This window comes from Paraburkholderia sprentiae WSM5005 (assembly GCF_001865575.2).
Lineage (GTDB): Bacteria > Pseudomonadota > Gammaproteobacteria > Burkholderiales > Burkholderiaceae > Paraburkholderia > Paraburkholderia sprentiae.
Map to the genome: position 1 here is coordinate 787,257 of NZ_CP017563.2, position 17,820 is coordinate 805,076.

17 protein-coding genes and 1 pseudogene are annotated in these 17,820 nt (G+C 66.0%); 13 read left to right on the plus strand and 5 right to left on the minus strand.

Features of this window, described 5'->3' with window-relative positions:
- Nucleotides 1-9 precede the first annotated feature (9 nt).
- The 5 genes from BJG93_RS32150 to BJG93_RS32170 all read left to right on the plus strand — a co-directional run bounded on the left by BJG93_RS32150 (nucleotide 10) and on the right by BJG93_RS32170 (nucleotide 5,337).
- Nucleotides 10-825: a class II aldolase/adducin family protein gene (locus BJG93_RS32150; protein WP_027194504.1), complete on the plus strand. Its 816-nt coding sequence runs from the start codon at nucleotides 10-12 to the stop codon at nucleotides 823-825.
- Entirely contained in the window at nucleotides 825-1,421 is a 597-nt protein-coding gene (locus tag BJG93_RS32155; protein ID WP_027194505.1) for a cysteine dioxygenase family protein, read from the plus strand. Before BJG93_RS32150 ends, BJG93_RS32155 begins: the two co-directional genes overlap by 1 nt.
- Complete coding sequence (locus tag BJG93_RS32160) at nucleotides 1,418-3,025, plus strand: rhodanese-related sulfurtransferase (protein ID WP_027194506.1); 1,608 nt, start codon at nucleotides 1,418-1,420, stop codon at nucleotides 3,023-3,025. The genes BJG93_RS32155 and BJG93_RS32160 overlap by 4 nt, the downstream gene beginning before the upstream one ends.
- Nucleotides 3,026-3,106: 81 nt before the next feature.
- Nucleotides 3,107-4,063, plus strand: coding sequence for an ABC transporter substrate-binding protein (locus tag BJG93_RS32165; protein WP_027194507.1), 957 nt, complete (start codon nucleotides 3,107-3,109; stop codon nucleotides 4,061-4,063).
- Nucleotides 4,064-4,116: 53 nt separating this feature from the next.
- A complete protein-coding gene (locus tag BJG93_RS32170) occupies nucleotides 4,117-5,337 on the plus strand; it encodes an acyl-CoA dehydrogenase family protein (RefSeq protein ID WP_027194508.1) in 1,221 nt (406 codons plus the stop codon).
- A gap of 33 nt (nucleotides 5,338-5,370) precedes the next feature.
- On the opposite strand, the gene BJG93_RS32175 is transcribed toward BJG93_RS32170, so the two are convergent.
- The 4 genes and pseudogenes from BJG93_RS32175 to BJG93_RS32190 form a co-directional block, all read right to left on the minus strand.
- On the minus strand, nucleotides 5,371-6,408 hold the full coding sequence (locus BJG93_RS32175; RefSeq protein WP_027194509.1) for an ABC transporter substrate-binding protein: 1,038 nt from the start codon (nucleotides 6,406-6,408) through the stop codon (nucleotides 5,371-5,373).
- Between the two features lie 60 nt (nucleotides 6,409-6,468).
- Nucleotides 6,469-7,260, minus strand: a complete 792-nt coding sequence (locus BJG93_RS32180; protein ID WP_027194510.1) for an ABC transporter ATP-binding protein — start codon at nucleotides 7,258-7,260, stop codon at nucleotides 6,469-6,471.
- Complete coding sequence (locus BJG93_RS32185) at nucleotides 7,254-8,342, minus strand: ABC transporter permease (protein ID WP_027194511.1); 1,089 nt, start codon at nucleotides 8,340-8,342, stop codon at nucleotides 7,254-7,256. Before BJG93_RS32185 ends, BJG93_RS32180 begins: the two co-directional genes overlap by 7 nt.
- Before the next feature lie 16 nt (nucleotides 8,343-8,358).
- A pseudogene (locus BJG93_RS32190) lies at nucleotides 8,359-8,820 on the minus strand (ABC transporter substrate-binding protein); the annotation flags it as partial.
- A 132-nt stretch (nucleotides 8,821-8,952) separates the two neighbouring features.
- On the opposite strand from BJG93_RS32190, the gene BJG93_RS32195 reads away from it, so the two are divergent.
- The 8 genes from BJG93_RS32195 to phaZ all read left to right on the plus strand — a co-directional run bounded on the left by BJG93_RS32195 (nucleotide 8,953) and on the right by phaZ (nucleotide 16,900).
- Nucleotides 8,953-9,456, plus strand: coding sequence for a flavin reductase family protein (locus BJG93_RS32195; RefSeq protein WP_027194512.1), 504 nt, complete (start codon nucleotides 8,953-8,955; stop codon nucleotides 9,454-9,456).
- A 107-nt stretch (nucleotides 9,457-9,563) separates the two neighbouring features.
- Entirely contained in the window at nucleotides 9,564-10,097 is a 534-nt protein-coding gene (locus BJG93_RS32200) for a PRC-barrel domain-containing protein (RefSeq protein WP_027194513.1), read from the plus strand.
- Nucleotides 10,098-10,257: 160 nt separating this feature from the next.
- Nucleotides 10,258-11,151, plus strand: coding sequence for a LysR substrate-binding domain-containing protein (locus BJG93_RS32205; RefSeq protein WP_027194514.1), 894 nt, complete (start codon nucleotides 10,258-10,260; stop codon nucleotides 11,149-11,151).
- A gap of 151 nt (nucleotides 11,152-11,302) precedes the next feature.
- Nucleotides 11,303-12,052 carry an SDR family NAD(P)-dependent oxidoreductase gene (locus BJG93_RS32210; RefSeq protein ID WP_027194515.1) on the plus strand — a complete coding sequence of 250 codons (750 nt, stop codon included), beginning with the start codon at nucleotides 11,303-11,305 and terminating at the stop codon, nucleotides 12,050-12,052.
- A 105-nt stretch (nucleotides 12,053-12,157) separates the two neighbouring features.
- Nucleotides 12,158-13,483: an MFS transporter gene (locus BJG93_RS32215; RefSeq protein WP_027194516.1), complete on the plus strand. Its 1,326-nt coding sequence runs from the start codon at nucleotides 12,158-12,160 to the stop codon at nucleotides 13,481-13,483.
- Nucleotides 13,484-13,512: 29 nt separating this feature from the next.
- Entirely contained in the window at nucleotides 13,513-14,358 is an 846-nt protein-coding gene (locus tag BJG93_RS32220; protein WP_027194517.1) for a transketolase, read from the plus strand.
- A complete protein-coding gene (locus tag BJG93_RS32225) occupies nucleotides 14,355-15,353 on the plus strand; it encodes a transketolase family protein (RefSeq protein ID WP_027194518.1) in 999 nt (332 codons plus the stop codon). Before BJG93_RS32220 ends, BJG93_RS32225 begins: the two co-directional genes overlap by 4 nt.
- Before the next feature lie 248 nt (nucleotides 15,354-15,601).
- Complete coding sequence (gene phaZ, locus BJG93_RS32230) at nucleotides 15,602-16,900, plus strand: polyhydroxyalkanoate depolymerase (RefSeq protein WP_027194519.1); 1,299 nt, start codon at nucleotides 15,602-15,604, stop codon at nucleotides 16,898-16,900.
- 155 nt (nucleotides 16,901-17,055) lie between these two features.
- Here the strand turns inward: phaZ and phbB are convergent, their stop codons facing one another.
- The gene (gene phbB, locus BJG93_RS32235) at nucleotides 17,056-17,802 is read right to left on the minus strand and encodes an acetoacetyl-CoA reductase (protein WP_027194520.1); all 747 of its coding nucleotides are present in this window, start codon (nucleotides 17,800-17,802) and stop codon (nucleotides 17,056-17,058) included.
- Nucleotides 17,803-17,820: the final 18 nt, after the last annotated feature.

A 17,820-nucleotide genomic window follows, 5' to 3' on the forward strand; every position in this document is an offset into this window, starting at 1 on the left:
GACGACATCATGAGCACCGTACTCGCCGATACGCACTCGCCTGGGTCGCGCCCCACGCCGCTGCGCAAATTCTGGTTCGACGACGACGCCGAGCCGCCCCGCTCGCTCGCGCAAGAGCGTTTGCACCGGCAACAGCGCCTCGCCGGCGCGTTCCGTCTGTTCGCGCATTACGGCTTCGCGCAGGGTCTGGCGGGCCATATCACCGCACGCGATCCCGAATGGCGCGATCATTTCTGGGTCAATCCACTCGGCCGTCATTTCGGCCGCATCCGCGTGTCGGATCTGTTGCTGGTCAACCGTCATGGCGAGATCGTGATAGGCGACGGCCCCGTGAATCAGGCCGCGTTCGCGATTCATGCGGCCATTCACGAGGCGCGGCCCGACGTGGTGGCTGCCGCGCACACGCATTCACTGTACGGCAAGGCATGGTCGACGCTGGGGCGCAAGCTCGATCCATTGACGCAGGACGCCTGCGCGTTCTACGAAGACCATGCGCTGTTCGACGACTTTCGCGGTGTCGTGCTCGATACCACCGAAGGCGCGCGCATTGCGGACGCGCTCGGCTCGTACAAGGCCGTGATTCTGAAGAACCACGGCATCCTGACGGCCGGTCCGTGCGTGGAAGCGGCCGCGTGGTGGTACATCGCGTTCGACAACGCATGCCATGCGCAGCTGCTCGCGCAGGCGGCCGGCACGCCGCAGCCGATCCCGCACGACACGGCGGCGCTCACGCATCAGCAGATCGGCCGCGCGAACGGTGCGCGACACGCATTCGACAGCCTGTATGAGGGGCTCCTCGAAGCTGAACCGGCGCTGCTCGACTGATGAGCCTTCATAAACTGCGGCGTTTTGTCGGCGACATCGCGACGCTCGTCGATTCTGGCGTCAACGAAGCCCGATTGCTCGAACAAGGCGCACACGCGCTGCGCGAACTGATCCGCGTCGATGACTGGCTACCGGACGTGTACGTGCAGCCGTCCGTCGAGCGCTATCAGCAATGCCTGTTGTATGCCGACGCGCGCGAGCGCTTCAGCGTCGTCTGCTTCGTGTGGGGACCGGGCCAGCACACGCCGATTCACGATCACACGGTGTGGGGCTTGATCGGCGTGCTGCGCGGCGCGGAACTCGCCGCGCCGTATGCGCGCAACGACGACGGCACGCTGCGTCGGACGGGCGCGGAAGTGCGCCTCGAAGCGGGCGACGTCGAAGCGGTGTCACCGGGCATCGGCGACATTCATCGCGTGCGCAACGCGCATGACGACCGCACGTCGATCAGCATCCACGTGTATGGCGCCAACATCGGCGCGGTGCGCCGCTCGACCTACACGCCCGACGGCCTGGCGAGGCCCTTCATCTCCGGTTACTCGAACGACACGCTCCCCAACCTGTGGGGCCTCAGCAAGGAACAGCATTACCGATGACGACCTATCCGGTTCGCACTTACGAAGACGTGCGCGAAGCGCTGCTCGCGCGCCGCGAAATCGCGCTGCTGGACGTGCGCGAAGAAGACCCGCATGCGCAGGCTCATCCGCTGTTCGCGGCCAATTTTCCGCTGTCGAAACTCGAACTCGACGCCTATACGCGTCTGCCGCGCCGCGATGTGCCGATCGTGCTGTTCGACGCCGGGGAAGGACTCGCCGCACGCGCAGCCGACAAGCTGACCGCGCTCGGCTACACCCAGGTGGCATTGCTCGCGGGCGGCCTCGACGGCTGGATTCGCGCCGGCGGCGAGGTGTTTCGAGACGTCAACGTGCCGAGCAAGGCGTTTGGCGAATTCGTCGAAGCGCGGCGGCACACACCGTCGTTGTCGGCCGAGGCCGTCGACGCGTTGCTTGCGAATGGCGACGACGTCGTCGTGCTCGACGCACGGCGTTTCGACGAATACCAGACGATGAACATCCCCGGCAGCGTCAGCGTGCCCGGCGCCGAACTCGTGCTGCGCGCGCGTGCGCTCGCGCCGGACCCGCAGACGCGGGTGATCGTCAATTGCGCGGGGCGCACGCGCAGCATCATCGGCGCGCAGTCGCTCGTCAATGCGGGGCTGCCGAATCCGGTCGCGGCGCTACGCAACGGCACGATCGGCTGGACGCTCGCGGGTCGGTCGCTCGATCATGGCAGCGACCGGCAATTCGATCCGCAAGCCGGACTCGATGCGCAGAACCTCGCCGCGTCGCGTGGCGCGGCGCGCGCGCTGGCGCAGCGCGCGGGCGTGAGCCGCACGACACTGGCCGAAGCCGCGCGCTGGGCCGCCGAAGCGTCGCGCACCGTCTATCGCTTCGACGTGCGCACGCCCGCCGAATATGAACGCGCGCATGCGCCCGGCTTTCAAGGCACACCGGGCGGTCAGCTGGTGCAGGAAACCGACGTGTTCGCGCCGGTTCGCGGCGCGCGTGTCGTGCTGTTCGACGACGACGGCGTGCGCGCGAACATGACGGCCTCATGGCTCGCGCAGATGAACGTCGACGTGTATGTCGTCGACGGGGCTGCACCGCAAGAGCTGAGCGCGAGCGGCGCGTGGCGCGGCGCGAAGCACGAGGCGGCGCCCACGCCAACCGTCTGCGCTGAAGCACTGGCGGCGCTCCTCGCAGACCCATCGAGCGGCACGGTGGTGATCGACGTGACGGCCAGCGCGAATCATGTGAAAGCCCACATTCCGGGCGCCTGGTGGCTCGTGCGCTCGCGGCTCTCCGACACGGTCGACGATCTGCGCACGCTACCCGATGCGAAACGCTACGTCGTCACGTGCGCGACCAGCGCGCTCGCGGCTTTCGCCGCGCCGGAGATAGCCGCGCTGACTGGCAAGCCCGTACAGGTGCTCGAAGGCGGCACGTCAGCGTGGATTCGCGCGGGGCAGCCGACAGAAGCCGGCGACGCTCATCTCGCGTCGCCACGCATCGATCGTTACCGGCGTCCGTACGAAGGCACCGACAACGCGCGCGAAGCGATGAACGCCTATCTGGAATGGGAGTACGGTCTCGTCGCGCAACTCGAGCGCGACGGCACGCATGGCTTCTTCGTGATCTGATCGACGTATGCAACGCAGGCGTCGTCGTTCTTCTTGACGGCGTACCGTGTGTTTTTCCATTTTTCCCGAGCAACGCTTCCCATGTCCTATCCTGCGAATCGGTTTCCAATGAAGTTTTTCGGTCTTCTGCTCGGCGCGCTCGGCGCGTTCGCATCCTTGTCGGCTATCGCCGGTTCCACGCTCAAAGTGGGCGACCAGCAGTTGCAGACTCGCGGCATTCTCGAAGCGTCTGGACAACTGAACAATCTTCCGTACCCGATCGAGTGGTTCAACTTCCCCGCGGCCCAGCCGCTTGGCGAAGCGCTCAATGCGGGCGCGATCGACGTCGGCGGTCTCGGCGATGCGCCGCTAATCTTCGCCTACGCCGCGGGCGCGCGGGTGCGCGCGGTGGCGGCGACTCGCTCGATTCCGTGCGATCTCGCGATCATCGTGCCGGACGGCTCGCCGATCAAAACGGCTACCGATCTCAAGGGCAAGCGCATCGCGACGACCCGCGGCTCGATCGGCCACTACCTGGCGATCGCGACGCTGGAGCGCGCCGGCATCAAGCTGTCCGACGTATCCCTGCGTTTCATGCAGCCGGCCGATGCGAAAGCGGCCCTCGCGTCGGGCAACGTCGATGCGTGGTCCACGTGGGACCCGTACGTCGCGCTCGCCGAGCAAAAGGATCATGACCGCAGCATCGCCAACGGCATCGATCTTTCGTCCGGACTCAGCTTTCAGGCGGCGACGGAGACGTCGATCAAGGACAAGCACGCGCAAATCGCCGACTTCCTGAAGCGCGTCGCCGCCGGCCAGCGCTGGGCGCTCACACATCCGGACGAAGTCGCCGCCATGCAATCGAAGGTGACGGGCTTGCCGCCCGACGTGCTGAAAACGGTCTACCAGCGCGCACAATTGCGACCCGTCGCGATCGACGACGGCCTGATCGCCGAGCAGCAAAAGACCGCCGATCTTTATCACCGCGCGGACGTGATCAAGACTCGCCTCGACGTCACGCCAAGCTTCGACCGGCAATTTCCGCTCGACGCGCCATGACATCGCAAACGCCCCGGCAAGCCGCAGTCGCAATCACAACCGATCTCTCCACGATGACCAGCCGTCCCCCTGATAGCGCGCTTGCCGAAGCCGAGCGCGACGCCGCTGCGCTCGATGCGCTCGCCGATCTCGACAGTGCGCAAGCCGCCGCGTGGCTCGACGCGCTGACCCGCGAGTTCGCGGCCGGCGCGGCCGCGCTCGACGCCGGCCCGCTGTTCCCGCACGACAACCTCGCGCGCCTGCGTCGCGCCGGCCTGCTGTCGCTAACCGTGCCGCGCGCGCTCGGCGGACGGCAAGCCACGCTTGCGCAAACGCTGCGCGTGGTCCGCGCCGTCGCACGCGCGGAGCCGTCGACGGCGCTGATTCTCGTCATGCAATGCCTGTATCACCTGCGTCTACAGGCCAATCCGAACTGGCCTGCCGCGCTGAAGGAACGCATCGCGCGCGATGCCGCCGAGCGCGGCGCGCTGATCAACTCGCTGCGCGTCGAGCCCGAGCTCGGCTCGCCGTCGCGCGGCGGCCTGCCTGCGACGATCGGACGGCGCGAAGACGGTCACTGGCTGCTGAACGGCCGCAAGCTTTATTCGACCGGCAGCCCGGGCCTCACATGGTTCGCTGTCTGGGGCCGCACGGACGAGGCCTCGCCGCGCGTCGGCACATGGCTCGTGCATCGCGACGTGCCCGGCATCCGCTTCGGCGAGCGGTGGAATCATCTCGGCATGCGCGCGACCGGTAGCCACGAGGTGATCTTCGACAACGTGCGCGTGCCGCTCGACCACGCGGTCGACCTGCAGCCGCCGCAGCACGCCACCGGCATGGACCCGCTGACCGGCATCTGGATGAACGTGCTGGTGCCGTCGATCTACGACGGCGTTGCGCGCGCCGCACGCGACTGGTTCGTGCAATGGGCCGCGCAGCGCGCGCCTTCCGGACTCGACGCGCCGCTGTCGAGCCTCGATCGGTTTCAGCAGACGGCGGGCCGCATCGACGCGTTACTGTTCAACAACCGCACGCTGCTCGACGCGGGCGCGGGCGGTCTCGTCGATGCGGCGCAGGCGCCGGCGATCAAGTATCTGGTCAGCCAGAACGCGATCGAAGCCGTGCAGCTGGCGCTCGAAGCGAGCAGCAATCCGGGACTGAGCCGCAACAACCCGTTGGAGCGCCACTACCGCGACGTGCTGTGCGCGCGCATTCATACGCCACAGAACGATACGGTGCTCGGCAAGCTCGGGCGCGCCGCGTTTGCAGGGGTTGCCGGGGTTACTACTCCATAGATTCGGCCCGCGCGTTAAGCGCGCGGCCCCCTCTCAAGCCAGCACGTCGGAAAACACTCGTGTCGCGAAGCGCTGCGAACTCGTGCCCGCATTGAGCACGCCGACCGATTTCAGATCGTCCGCGTAAAGCGCGATTTCCTGCTTGAACGCATCGCCGACCGGATGGTGACGATCGGTGTGGCTTTTCAGCATTTCGGTCAGTTGCGCGACGTTCGCGCCCGGTGCATTCGGCGCGAAAATCGCCGCCGCCTCGGCCGGATGATTCGCGGTCCATTCGGTTGCTTCGAGCAGCGCCTGCGTGAGTGCCTGCGCGCTCGCGCGGTCCTTGCGGACCAGCGAGCCGCGCACGCCCAGCACGCAGCACACGCGGTTCGCGTACTCGCCGCACAGGTTGTTCGACACCTCGTGCAGATGGTCGGTCTCGCGCAGTGTCCAGATGGTCGGATCGCCGTCGGCGATCGCCTGCACCTCACCCTTCTTGAGCGCCTCGCCGAGCAGCGGCGCCGGATACTGGCGCCAGCGCACGTCGTTATCGGGATCGATGCCGAGCTTCTTCAGCGTGATCGCGAAGAAATTCTTCGCCGGGCTCGCCATGTCGCTGACGCCGACCGTGCGCCCCTTGAGCCCTTGCAGATCGACGATGCCCGATGCGCGCGTCGCGAGCAGCCGCATGCAGCCGCCGTGGATGCCCGCCGTCAGCTTCACGTCGAAGCCCTGTTCGAGCGGCTTGATCCAGCGCAGCGCCATGCCGACACCGGCATCGGACTTGCCGGTCGCGATGGCTTCGAGCAACTGGTCGGTCGAACCGGCGAAGTTGACGAGCTCCACTTGCAGCCCATGCTTGCGGAAAAAGCCTTGCTGCGCGGCGACCGGCACCGGCGCCGTGCAGATCGCGCCCGCGTTCCACGACAATTTGAGCGGCTTCAACGCTTCATCGGCCGATGCGCGTACGCCCGGCAACCCGAATGCGGCGCCGCCTAACGCGGCCGCGCCCGCGGCCCGTGCCGCGCGGCCGAGCCATGCGCGGCGCGCGAGGTTCGTCGGCACGCGGTCGTCGTCGAAATGATTCATTGCTTTGCTTCCCCGGAGGTGTGGTGATGAGTGAGCGGATTAGAGATGCCGGAACCCGTCTCAGGTGTCGAGGCCAAGCTGCGCCAGCACCTGTCGGCGCAGCGCGACGAGCGCGGGGTCGTCGCGATGCCGCGGATACGGCGCGTCGTTGCGCACCTGCGCGACGATGCGCGCGGGCCGCTCGCTGAACACGATCACGCGATTCGCGACATACAGCGCTTCCTCGACGTCGTGCGTCACGAGCAGCACCGAAAAGCCCTGCGCCTGCCACAGTTGCACGAGTTCGCCCTGCATGCGCATGCGCGTGAGCGAATCGAGCTTGCCGAACGGTTCGTCGAGCACCAGCAGTTGCGGGTCGTTGACGAGCGCGCGCGCCAGCGCCGCGCGCTGCGCCATGCCGCCGGACAGCTGATGCGGGAACGCGTTCGCGAATTCGGACAGGCCGACCAGTTCGAGCGCGGCATCGATGCGCGCGGCGGCGTCGCGCTTCATGCGACGCGCGTCGGGACCGAGCCCGACGTTGTCGCGCACGGTCCGCCACGGGAACAGCGTCGGGTCCTGGAAGACCACCACCCGCGATGGGTCGGGGCCGCCGACGCGCTCGCCGTCGGCGTGGATCGTGCCCTGCGCCGGGACATCGAGGCCGGCCACGAGACGCAGCAACGTCGACTTGCCGCAGCCGCTCGGTCCCAGCAGCGCAACGAATTCGCCGGGCTCGATCGACAGACTGACGTCGTCGAGCACTGGCAACGCGGCGCCGCGCAGCGCGAAGCGGTGACTGACGTTGTGCACGTCGAGGCGTGCGCCTTGCCGTGTGTGAGCGGCGAAGTGCGCTTCGGAGGCCGTTACCATTTCAGCATTCCTTTCTGCCAGGCCAGCAGACGATCGCGTACGCGAAACAGCAACGTGATGAGCGTGGAGCACATCAGGGCCATCACGAGCAGCGCGGCATACATGTTCGGATAGGCGGCCCAGCCCTGCGCCCATTGCAAGTACCAGCCGAGTCCCGCCTTCACGCCCATCATCTCCGCGACGAACAGCACGGCAAACGACGCACCCAGGCCCATGAAGAGACCCACGAACACGGACGGCAACGCGGCCGGAATCGCCACGCGCAGAATCAGGAACGACGGCCGCGCGCCGAGCGTGCGGGCCACGTCGTAGTAAGCGGAGTCGACGCTCGCGACGCCCGACCACGTCAGCACGGCAACCGGAAACGCGGTCGCCAGCGCGATCAGGAACACGCTCGCGCTGAAGCTCGACGGAAAGAAAAAGAACGCGAGCGGCAGCCACGCGGTGGCGGGCAGCGGCCCAATCAGCCGCAGCATGGGATGCACCCAGTAGCCGACCGCCTTCGACCAGCCGATCGCGACGCCGATCACGAAGCCAGTCAACGCACCGGCGGCGTAGCCGTAAGCAAGCAGCACGAATGAATGGGCGACGCTCGCGGCAAGCCGCGGCAGATCGTCGGCGTAGACGGCGATCAGGGCCTGCGGCGGCGCGAAGAACGGCCGTGGCAGCCATTCGAGTTGCGCGGTGGCGATTTCCCATCCGGTGATGCCGAGCGACAACGCGAGTAGCCATGGCATCGGATCGAACCGTGCGTTCAGCGCTGCGCCCGCCGCGACGGTTGGGCGAACTTTTGCCGCGCTGCGCGCGCGCCAGCCGGCCACGCCGATTGCCAGCGACGCCGCCGCGAGCACGAGCTTCAACATCAGCAGTTCGCGCGTGTACGGCCAATCGTCGAGCGCGGGCCACCATCGCGTGAGCGCGGCGCCGGCGAGCCAGCCAAGCGCGGCCAGTACCGCGACGACGCGCTTGCGTCGTTCGCGCGCGACGTGCCCGGCGGCGTCGGGAAAGCCGGCCGGTTCGACAGCGTGAGATCGAGTCGAGCGGGCGTCACGCTCCGTCAGGGTGAAATCATGCGTTGACAAGATGGGTCTCCGAAAAAATGCTGCCGCGCGCCGACGATACGAACACCGTCTTGCCTTTCAGATCGGAGACCGAACTGATCGCTGAATGCGGCGCGACCAGAATGCCGAGTTGCGCGCCCGATCCCATTCGCGTCGCGACGATTTTCAGCGACGGGTCGCCGAGCGCCGCCGCGAGTACCGGCAAGTCGCCCGCCGGCGCGAGATCGACCGAACCGGCGCGTTGCGCTTCGAACAACGGTGCCGCGCCCTGGAAGTCGGCCCAGCGCCATGTGTATGGCGTGCCATCGAGCACCTTCGCCGCTTCGACGACGGCGCGCGTGCCACCGGCCTGATCGCCGAGCACCACGCTCACGCCTTCGGCGGCGCGGGCATCATGCGTGCTGGCAAACGCGGATACCGCGGCGAACGGCGTCGCGGCCAGCGCACGCACGAGCGTGCGCCGCCGTGTCGAAATTGAGGTTGAAGCAGATGCGGTCATAGGTCCTCGCTGTCGATATGCAGTACAGCGTAACGACGAACAACCGCGCTGAGAATCATTCTGTTTCGATATGTTTATATCGATTCGATGTTTATGTTTTGCATCTTGCAGAGCAGTAAAACAGGAGGCCCTATGAGCAACGGAATCGCGAAGCTTTTCCGGCATTTGACGGCGGGGGTGTATGTGATCGGCGTAGCGAGTGGCGAGCGCCGCAATGCGTTCACCGCCAGCTCAGTGATGCAGGTTTCGTTTTCACCACTGCTGGTCGCGATCTGCATCAGTCCCGAGCATCAGTCGTACGCGCTTCTGCGCAGCGGCGCGGTGTTCGGGATCAGCGTGTTGCGCGCGGATCAACAGAAGCTCGCCGAGCACTTCGGCACGCAGTCGGGCCGCGCCGTCGACAAGCTCGCGACGACTCGCTGGCGTGCCGGCGTGACCGGCGCGCCGCTATTGCTCGATGCGCTCGCGCATTTCGACTGCCGGGTGGTCGACGACATCGAGGCGGGAGATCATCGCGTGGTCATCGGGCGTGTCGTCGATGGCGCGCTGGTCGGCACGGACGGCGCGCCGCTGATCTATGCTCAGACCGGCAATCTCGACATGAGCGAGGGTCTTTATCCCGGAACGTTTTCGTAGCGGGTGGCGGGCCGGCTGCTCGACGCCAGTGCCCGCCCGTTCGAATCTTGCGTCGGGCATGCGCCTTGCGCGGTGCAGGTATCCCGTCAAAATGTAGGAGTTTCGTCATGGACCCGCTCGATCCCGCCGCACCGCTCGATCCGCTTGATCCCCTCGATCCGAACGCCTCCGCGCCTCGCGCGCAGCCGGCCGCCGGCGCACGTATCGCCGGTGGCGGCGTCGGCGACGGTCCCGGCCCCGAGGTGATGGCCGCCGCGACGCTCGACGGCAACAAGGTGATCTCCTCCGATGGCCAGGACCTCGGCAAGATCTCCGACATCATGCTCGATGTGCGCAGCGGCCGCATCGCGTACGCGGTGCTGACGGAGGGCGCTTTTCTCGGCATCGGCGGGACCTTGCACGCAATCCCGTGGCGTGCGCTGACGCTCGACACGGACCGCAAGTGCTTCCAGCTGGACGCCACGGCCGAGCAGGTGAAAAGCTCGCCGGGCTTCGACAAGGACCATTGGCCCGCGATGGCCGATCGCTCATGGGGTACGTCGGTCCATCAGTTCTATCATCGTGACCCGTACTGGGAAGCCACGCGCGAGGTAGTCGAAAACGATCCCGCGACACGTGTCGATCCGACGACCGGGATCTAAGACACGCATGATCCGGCGCGCGCCAACCCGCCGAAACGACGTCTGAATAGCGCGACTCGGCGTGGTGCGCGCGAACGGGTTATTGCGCGTTCGTGCAGCTAGTCGCAGGAGAGAGATGCGCTGTTTTGCGTGCATTCAACCGCAACTTAAAAAAATCACTATGCGCATCCCACCGCTGAAGGCAATCATTGCGTTCGAAAGCGTTGCCCGCACGAAAAGCGTGAATCGCGCGGCCGATGAACTCGGCCTGACAGCGTCGGCGGTGAGCCATCAGCTGAGCAACCTCGAGTCGATCATCGGGCAGGCGTTGTTCCAGCGCTCCGGCCGCGGGCTCGTGCTGACGCCGACCGGCGAGCGTTATCTGGCCGACGTGACGGGCTCGCTCGCGGATCTGAGCCGCGCAACCGAACGCGCGTCGAGCCGCACCGATGTCGACATCCTGCGCGTGCATTCGAGCCCGAGCTTCGGCCTGATGTGGTTGCTGCCGAGGCTGTCGTCGTTCCAGCAAGCGAACGGCGACATCCAGCTGAACCTCGCTTGCTCATACGAAAACGTATCGTTCTCGAACGGCTTCTACGACATCGACGTGCGCCACGGCTACGGCAACTGGACCCATGTCGAAGTCAAAACGGTGCGTGGCGAGTTCATCGCGCCGCTCGCGTCGCCGAGGTACCTCGCACTGCATCCGGTGAAGACGCCGGAAGACCTGCTGGCGCATCGGTTGATCTATTCCGAGTCGCCGCTCGTGCAGTGGAAACAGTGGTTTGGCAGAACCGGCGTCTCTGCCGCGCACAAGACGTTCGATTTCTCGTTCGACCGCTCGTACATGTCGCTCGAAACCGCGGCGCTCGGGCTCGGCATCGCGCTCGAAAGCCTGATGCTCGCCTCGGTGAAGATGCGCGAAGGACTGCTCGTGCCCGTATTCGACGTCAGCTTTGCGGTCGAAGTCGGCGCCCATCATCTCGTCTATCCGGCGCAGAACGCGGAGTTGCCGCGCGTCGAGCGCTTTCTCGCGTGGATCGAGCGCGAAGCCGCCGCCGACTTGCGGGCCTGAATCCGCGCCCACGTTCGCGGCTGGCATTCGCCAGGCGCGGGCCGCGGCCGTCATCTGAATTTTTCTCAGCCATTGCTGAACGTTTCCGCGTTGATGCGGGCGCCTCGCGAGCCGACACTCTGGGCACCAGTCAACACCTAGGAGACAAACCATGCTGCTCGAGAACCGGACCATCATCGTGACGGGCGCGGCGTCGCCGCGAGGCATCGGCAAGGCCACGGCCCGCGCGCTAGCCGCGCAAGGCGCGCGGGTCGTGATCCTCGATCTGCGCCTCGACGATGCGCAAAGCGCGGCCGCCGGGCTCGGCGCGGCGCATCTCGGTCTCGCCTGCGACGTGACGGACAAGGACGCCTGCATCGCCGCCGCGCGCGATACGCTGCAGCGCTTCGGACGCATCGACGGTCTCGTCAACAACGCGGGCATCACGCAGCCGGTGCGCACGCTCGAGATCACCGGCAAGGACTTCGACGCGATCGTCGACGTCAATCTGCGCGGCACGCTGCACATGTCGCAAGCGGTGCTTCCGGCGATGAAGGAGCAGAACGGCGGCAGCATCGTCTGCATGTCGTCGGTATCGGCGCAGCGCGGCGGCGGCATCTTCGGCGGGCCGCATTACAGTGCCGCGAAAGCGGGCGTGCTCGGTCTGGCCAAAGCGATGGCGCGTGAATTCGGCGCGAACCATATCCGCGTGAACGCGATCACGCCGGGCCTCATTCAAACCGACATCACCGGCGACAAACTGACGCCCGCGATGCGCGAGGACATCATCAAAGGCATTCCGCTCGGCCGGCTGGGCGACGCCGCGGACGTCGCGAACGCGTGCCTGTTTCTGCTGAGCGACCTGTCGAGCTATCTGACGGGGATCACCCTCGACGTCAACGGCGGCATGCTGATCCACTGACACCGGGCGCCGCCAGACGGCGCCAGCAACGCACCCGGAACACAATCCGGGGCACGTGGCCGCGGCAATACGCAGCAGCACCTGCGGCCCACTCAGGAGACATCGATGAAAGCGAAATACACCGCGACCGTTGCCGGCAACGTGATGCCGCGAAACGACGCGCTCACGTTCGAAGCGCGGACCTATGCGAAAGTCGCCCGCAGGCTGATTCCATTTCTGATGCTGTGCTACCTCGGCGCGTATCTGGATCGCGTTAACGTCGGCTTCGCGAAGCTGCAGATGCTCAACGAGCTGCGCTTCAGCGAAACGGTGTACGGGATGGGTGCCGGCATCTTCTTTCTCGGCTACTTCCTGTTCGAGGTGCCGAGTAACGTGATTCTTCACCGCGTCGGCGCGCGCCGCTGGCTCGCGCGAATCATGCTGACGTGGGCCGTCATCTCCGCTAGCTTCGTGTTCGTCAGATCGCCCACCGCCTTCTACGTGCTGCGGTTTCTGCTCGGCGTGGCCGAAGCCGGCTTCGCGCCCGGCGTGATCCTCTATCTGACCTACTGGTTCCCGGCCGAGCGCCGCGCCAAGGCGTTGTCGCTGTTCTTCATGGCGATTCCGCTCGCGGGCATCATCGGCGGACCCCTGTCCGGCGCGATCATGCATTCGCTGCACGGCGCGTGGGCGATGTCGGGCTGGAAATGGCTGTTTCTCCTCGAAGCACTGCCCTCGCTCGTGCTCGGCATCGCGATTCTGCTGTATCTCGACGACAGCATCGCGAAAGCGAAGTGGCTGAACGATACGGAAAAGACGCTGCTCGCACGCAACGTTGCGAGCGATGCGCAGCAGACGGTCTCGCACGTGTCGATTCGCGACTTCATCCGTGACCGGCGCCTGTGGTTGATGGCGGCGATCTACTTCTGCGTGGTACTGGGCCAGTACGGCCTGACGTTCTGGCTACCCACGATCATCCGCAAGGCCGGCGTCGCCGATCCGTTGTGGATCGGCGCGTTCACCGCGATTCCGTATCTGTGCGCGATCGTCGCGTTGCCGATCGTCGGCATGAGCGCGGACCGCCGCCGCGAGCGCCGCTTTCATCTGGCGATTCCGATGCTGATCGCCGCCGCGGGCTTCGCGACATTGCCGCTGCTCGGCAGCGTCGGCGCGTCGATCGTGTGTCTGAGCGTCGCGTCGGCGGGCATTCTCGCGTCGTCGTCGCAGTTCTGGTCGCTGCCGACCGCACTGCTCGGCGGCATGTCCGCCGCGGCGGGCATCGCCGCCGTGAACTGTTTCGCGAATCTCGCGGGCTTCTTCTCTCCGGCGATCGTCGGCTGGCTCAACGATCTGACCGGCAAATCCACCGCCGGACTGATCTTCATTTCCGTCGCGGTGACGCTGGGTGCCTTGCTGGTCTTTCTGGTGCCCGCCCGATCCGTGAACCGATAATCCTCTTTCTCGACCTACAGGAGTTACCGATGGACAGTGAGACCATCACCGAGTCGTTCACGCTCGCCGAGCGTGCGTACCGTATCCGCCGCAACGCGTTGCTGATGGGCGAAGTACAGGGGCAGGGCTATATCGGACAGGCGCTCGACATCGCCGACGTGCTGGCTGTCGCTTACTTCGGCGCGATGCGTTACCGCGCTGAAGACCCCGGGTGGGAAGGCCGCGACCGCTTCCTGCTCTCGAATGGCCATTACGCGATTGCCCTCTACGCGGCACTGTTCGAAGCAGGCATCCTGCCCGCCGAGGAACTCGAAACCTACGGCAGCGACGACAGCCGCCTGCCCATGTCCGGCATGGCGAGCTACACCCCGGGCATGGAGATGTCGGGAGGCTCGCTCGGCCAGGGGCTGACGATTGCGGTCGGCCGCTGCCTCGGTCTGAAGCGCAAGGCTTCGGACTCCTTCGTCTACACGTTGTTCTCCGACGGCGAACTCGACGAAGGCGCGATCTGGGAAGGCCTGATGTCCGCCGCGCACTGGAAGCTCGACAACCTGATCGCCATCGTCGACGTGAACAACCAGCAGGCCGACGGCCCATCGACGCAGATCATGGCGTTCGAGCCTCTGGTCCAGAAGCTCGAAGCGTTCGGCTGGTACACGCAGCGCGTGGACGGCAACGACATTCAAGCGGTGAAGCGCGCTTTCGACAACGCGCGCCATCACGGCAAATCGCAACCGCGCATCATCGTCTGCGATACGAAGATGGGCTGCGGCGTGCCGTTCCTCGAAGCCCGCGAGAAAAACCATTTCATCCGCGTCGATGCGCACGAGTGGCAACTCGCGCTCGACGCACTCGAAGCCGGGAGACAAGCATGAGTACCGTTGCAAACAAGCCGCGCCTGAAGACCTCGGCGATGATCGCGTCGATCGCGACCGAAGGACAGCTCACGCGTTCGGCGCCGTTCGGCCACGCGCTGGTCGAACTGGCGCGCGCGAAGTCCAGCGTGATCGGCATGACGGCCGATCTCGGCAAGTACACCGATCTGCATGTCTTCGCGAAGGAATTTCCGGAGCGCTACTACCAGATGGGCATGGCCGAACAACTGCTGATGGGCGCGGCCGCCGGCTTCGCCCATGAGGGCGCGCAGCCGTTTGTCACGACTTACGCGGTGTTCGGCACGCGGCGCGCCTACGATTTCATTCATCAAACCATCGCCGAAGACAATCTCGACGTGAAGATCGTCTGTGCGCTGCCGGGGCTCACGACCGGCTACGGCCCGAGCCACCAGGCAGCCGAAGACCTCGCGCTGATGCGCGCGATGCCGAACATGACCGTCATCGATCCATGCGACGCGCTCGATATCGAGCAGATGGTGCCGGCCATTGCCGCACACAGGGGTCCGGTCTATGCGCGCCTGCTGCGCGGCAACGTGCCCGCCGTGCTCGACGAATACGACTACCGCTTTGAACTTGGCAAGGCGAAGCTGCTGCGTGACGGCAACGACGTGCTGCTGATCTCGTCGGGGATCATGACGATGCGCTCGCTCGAAGTCGCGACAGCACTGGAGGCGGACAACGTAGGCGTGGCCGTGCTGCATGTGCCGACCATCAAGCCGCTCGACACGGCGACGATTCTGCGCGAGGCGAAGCGCTCGGGCCGCATGGTGATCGTGGCGGAGAACCATACGGTGATCGGCGGACTCGGTGAAGCCGTCGCGCGCACGTTGCTCGGCGCGGGCGTGACACCACCGTTCCGCCAGATCGCGCTGCCTGACGAGTTTCTCGCCGCCGGTGCGCTGCCGACGCTGCACGAGCGCTACGGCATCTCGACGAAGGCGATGGCGACGACGATCAAAACGTGGCTCGGTTGACGACGCAAATCGTCACCACATCGCGCGGGCCCGTTCGGCTTTACACGCCGAACGCATGCCACCGTATGCAAACCCTGCGGGAAAACACGCAACACCCTGTGCACGGCGCATGCTTGCCGCGCCGCATGCACCGATTTCCCGCCCCTCGCCCCGACGTTTCGCGGTAACCTTTCCAACGGTATCCGCATCACGAGTTCGTACCGGTGCGGCAACGCTGCCCTCATGATCGACGAACGTTGGAGTTCATCATGTGGTACGCCTTCATCGATGCGCAGCAACGCCTCGCGCGCGCGATGGTCGGGGGTGTTCGATCCGGATCGGAATCGGGGCTGGGGCTGCAAGCGGGCTGGCTCGCCCCGGAACAGGCAGCCGACGCGTTCAGCTGCTGGCTACTGCGGTCCACCTGCGCTTTCGGGCAAACGCCGCCATTCGACATCCGCTCCATTGCCGGCAACGGCAGCCGCGTGACCGTCGACGAAAGCGTCGTCGCCTCGCTGGCGCTCGGCGCGCTGCTCAGGTTCAAGCGCAACCCACCTGCGCCGTGCGCTGACGAAAAACTGCCGGTGCTGCTGTGCGCGCCGCTCGCCGGACATCATTCGGTCATGCTGCGCGAGACCGTCGAGACGCTGCTCGAAGAACGCGACGTATTCGTGACCGATTGGGCCGACGCGCGCGACGTGCCGCCCGAAGCGGGACCGCTGTCGCTCGACGACTACGTGCGGGCCATCGAAAGCTTCGTCGGCACCGTTCGCGCGTTCGGATCGCCGGTCCACGTGGTGGCGATCTGTCAGGCGAGCGTGGCCGCGCTCGGCGCCGCGGCGCTGCTCGCCGAGGATGGGGCCGCGCCGATCGCGAGCGTCTCGCTGCTCGGCGGCCCGATCGATACCCGTTTGAACCCGACCGTAACGGACCGCTTCGCGAGTTCCCATACGCTCGAATGGTTTCACGACAATGCGATCGATATCGTTCCACCACCGTATCGCGGCGCGGGACGCCTCGTGTATCCGGGTTTCATCCAGCAAGCCGCGCTGTTTGCCGCGCATCCGGAGCGGCGCCTGCGACTCGAAGCGGACTACTGGTCCCGTTGGCTCGCGGGCGACATGTCCGGTGCGCAACGGGCGCTGCGCTCGGCGAACGACTATGCCGCGGTCCTCGACATGGCCGAGTGCTATTTCCTCGACATGCTTCGTGTGGTGTTTCACGAACATCTGTTGCCGCGCGATCGTTGGTCGGTCGCCGGGCGTGAGGTGCGGATCGCCGCGCTGCGCGATACCCCGCTATGCACGATCGAGGGCGACAGCGATGAGATCACGGGCGCGGGGCAAACGCATTGCGCGCATGCGCTGTGCGATGCATCGCCGCTGCGAGCGGCGCGGCAACTCACCATCGAGCAGTGCAATCACTACGACCTGTTCATCGGGCCGCGTTGGCGCGATGCGGTTCATCCGGCGCTGCGCGAATTCTGGAGCGAGGTCGAACACGCCGCGCCGGAAGTTCGCCGGCCGCGCCGCGCGGCCAAGGGTTCGGTAAACCGTAGATCAGCGTGAGATGGCCGGGAAACGTCACCAGTCCGCATCTGGCGATCGTTGAGCGTCACGTCACGTCACGAGCGCGCCAGACCGCGCGAGACGCACCGGAGTCGCTTGACTGCAATCCGCATCGGACTAACATGGACTTAGTCCACTAGGAGCTAGGACCCTCCTCAATGCATATGCATGCCCCCATTGATTGCAATGTCCGCACCGGTGATAAAAGCCGCGTCCTCGGAGCATAAAAACGCAATCAGCGCCGCCACCTCGTCCGGCCGTCCCAGCCGGCCGACTGGAATCTGCGGCAGGATCTTCGTGTCGAGGATCTCGCGCGGCACCGCTTCGACCATCGCGGTCGCAAGATAACCGGGCGACACCGTGTTTACCGTGATGCCGTGCTTTGCGGTTTCGAGCGCGAGCGCCTTCGTGAAACCGTGCACGCCCGCTTTGGCCGCCGAATAATTGGTTTGCCCGTAGGCCCCGCGCGAACCGTTCACCGACCCCACGTTGACGATACGGCCGTGGCGCCGCTCGAGCATGCCGGACAACAGCGGCTTGGTCATGTTGAACAGGCCATCGAGATCGGTGCGCAGCACGGCGTCCCAGTGCTCCTTGCTCATCTTCGCGAAGCTCGTGTCGCGCGTGATGCCCGCGTTGTTGATCAGCACGTCGACCTCGCCCAGTTCGGTCAGCACGCGTTGCGCGCAGCGCGCGCATGAATCGAAGTCGGCGATGTCGGCTTCGTACGCATGAAAGTCGCGTCCTGTGTCGCGCTCGTGCTGCAGCCATGCCGACACATGATCGTTGTGCGGCGAATACGACACCGCGACCGTCATGCCTGCGTCATGAAGCGCCCGGCTGATCGCCGCGCCCAACCCGCCCATTCCGCCTGTGACCAATGCCACGCGATCCGTTCCCATCTGAACTTCTCCTTGCCG

Bases quoted from the DNA above. Each gene is read 5' to 3' on its own strand.
- BJG93_RS32165 (WP_027194507.1), top strand. From the start codon at position 3,107: ATGTCCTATCCTGCGAATCGGTTTCCAATGAAGTTTTTCGGTCTTCTG.
- BJG93_RS32215 (WP_027194516.1), top strand. From the start codon at position 12,158: ATGAAAGCGAAATACACCGCGACCGTTGCCGGCAACGTGATGCCGCGA.
- BJG93_RS32170 (WP_027194508.1), top strand. From the start codon at position 4,117: ATGACCAGCCGTCCCCCTGATAGCGCGCTTGCCGAAGCCGAGCGCGAC.
- BJG93_RS32160 (WP_027194506.1), top strand. From the start codon at position 1,418: ATGACGACCTATCCGGTTCGCACTTACGAAGACGTGCGCGAAGCGCTG.
- phbB (WP_027194520.1), bottom strand. From the start codon at position 17,802: ATGGGAACGGATCGCGTGGCATTGGTCACAGGCGGAATGGGCGGGTTG.
- BJG93_RS32195 (WP_027194512.1), top strand. From the start codon at position 8,953: ATGAGCAACGGAATCGCGAAGCTTTTCCGGCATTTGACGGCGGGGGTG.
- BJG93_RS32175 (WP_027194509.1), bottom strand. From the start codon at position 6,408: ATGAATCATTTCGACGACGACCGCGTGCCGACGAACCTCGCGCGCCGC.
- BJG93_RS32220 (WP_027194517.1), top strand. From the start codon at position 13,513: ATGGACAGTGAGACCATCACCGAGTCGTTCACGCTCGCCGAGCGTGCG.
- BJG93_RS32150 (WP_027194504.1), top strand. From the start codon at position 10: ATGAGCACCGTACTCGCCGATACGCACTCGCCTGGGTCGCGCCCCACG.
- BJG93_RS32180 (WP_027194510.1), bottom strand. From the start codon at position 7,260: ATGGTAACGGCCTCCGAAGCGCACTTCGCCGCTCACACACGGCAAGGC.
- BJG93_RS32210 (WP_027194515.1), top strand. From the start codon at position 11,303: ATGCTGCTCGAGAACCGGACCATCATCGTGACGGGCGCGGCGTCGCCG.
- BJG93_RS32200 (WP_027194513.1), top strand. From the start codon at position 9,564: ATGGACCCGCTCGATCCCGCCGCACCGCTCGATCCGCTTGATCCCCTC.
- BJG93_RS32205 (WP_027194514.1), top strand. From the start codon at position 10,258: ATGCGCATCCCACCGCTGAAGGCAATCATTGCGTTCGAAAGCGTTGCC.
- BJG93_RS32155 (WP_027194505.1), top strand. From the start codon at position 825: ATGAGCCTTCATAAACTGCGGCGTTTTGTCGGCGACATCGCGACGCTC.
- phaZ (WP_027194519.1), top strand. From the start codon at position 15,602: ATGTGGTACGCCTTCATCGATGCGCAGCAACGCCTCGCGCGCGCGATG.
- BJG93_RS32225 (WP_027194518.1), top strand. From the start codon at position 14,355: ATGAGTACCGTTGCAAACAAGCCGCGCCTGAAGACCTCGGCGATGATC.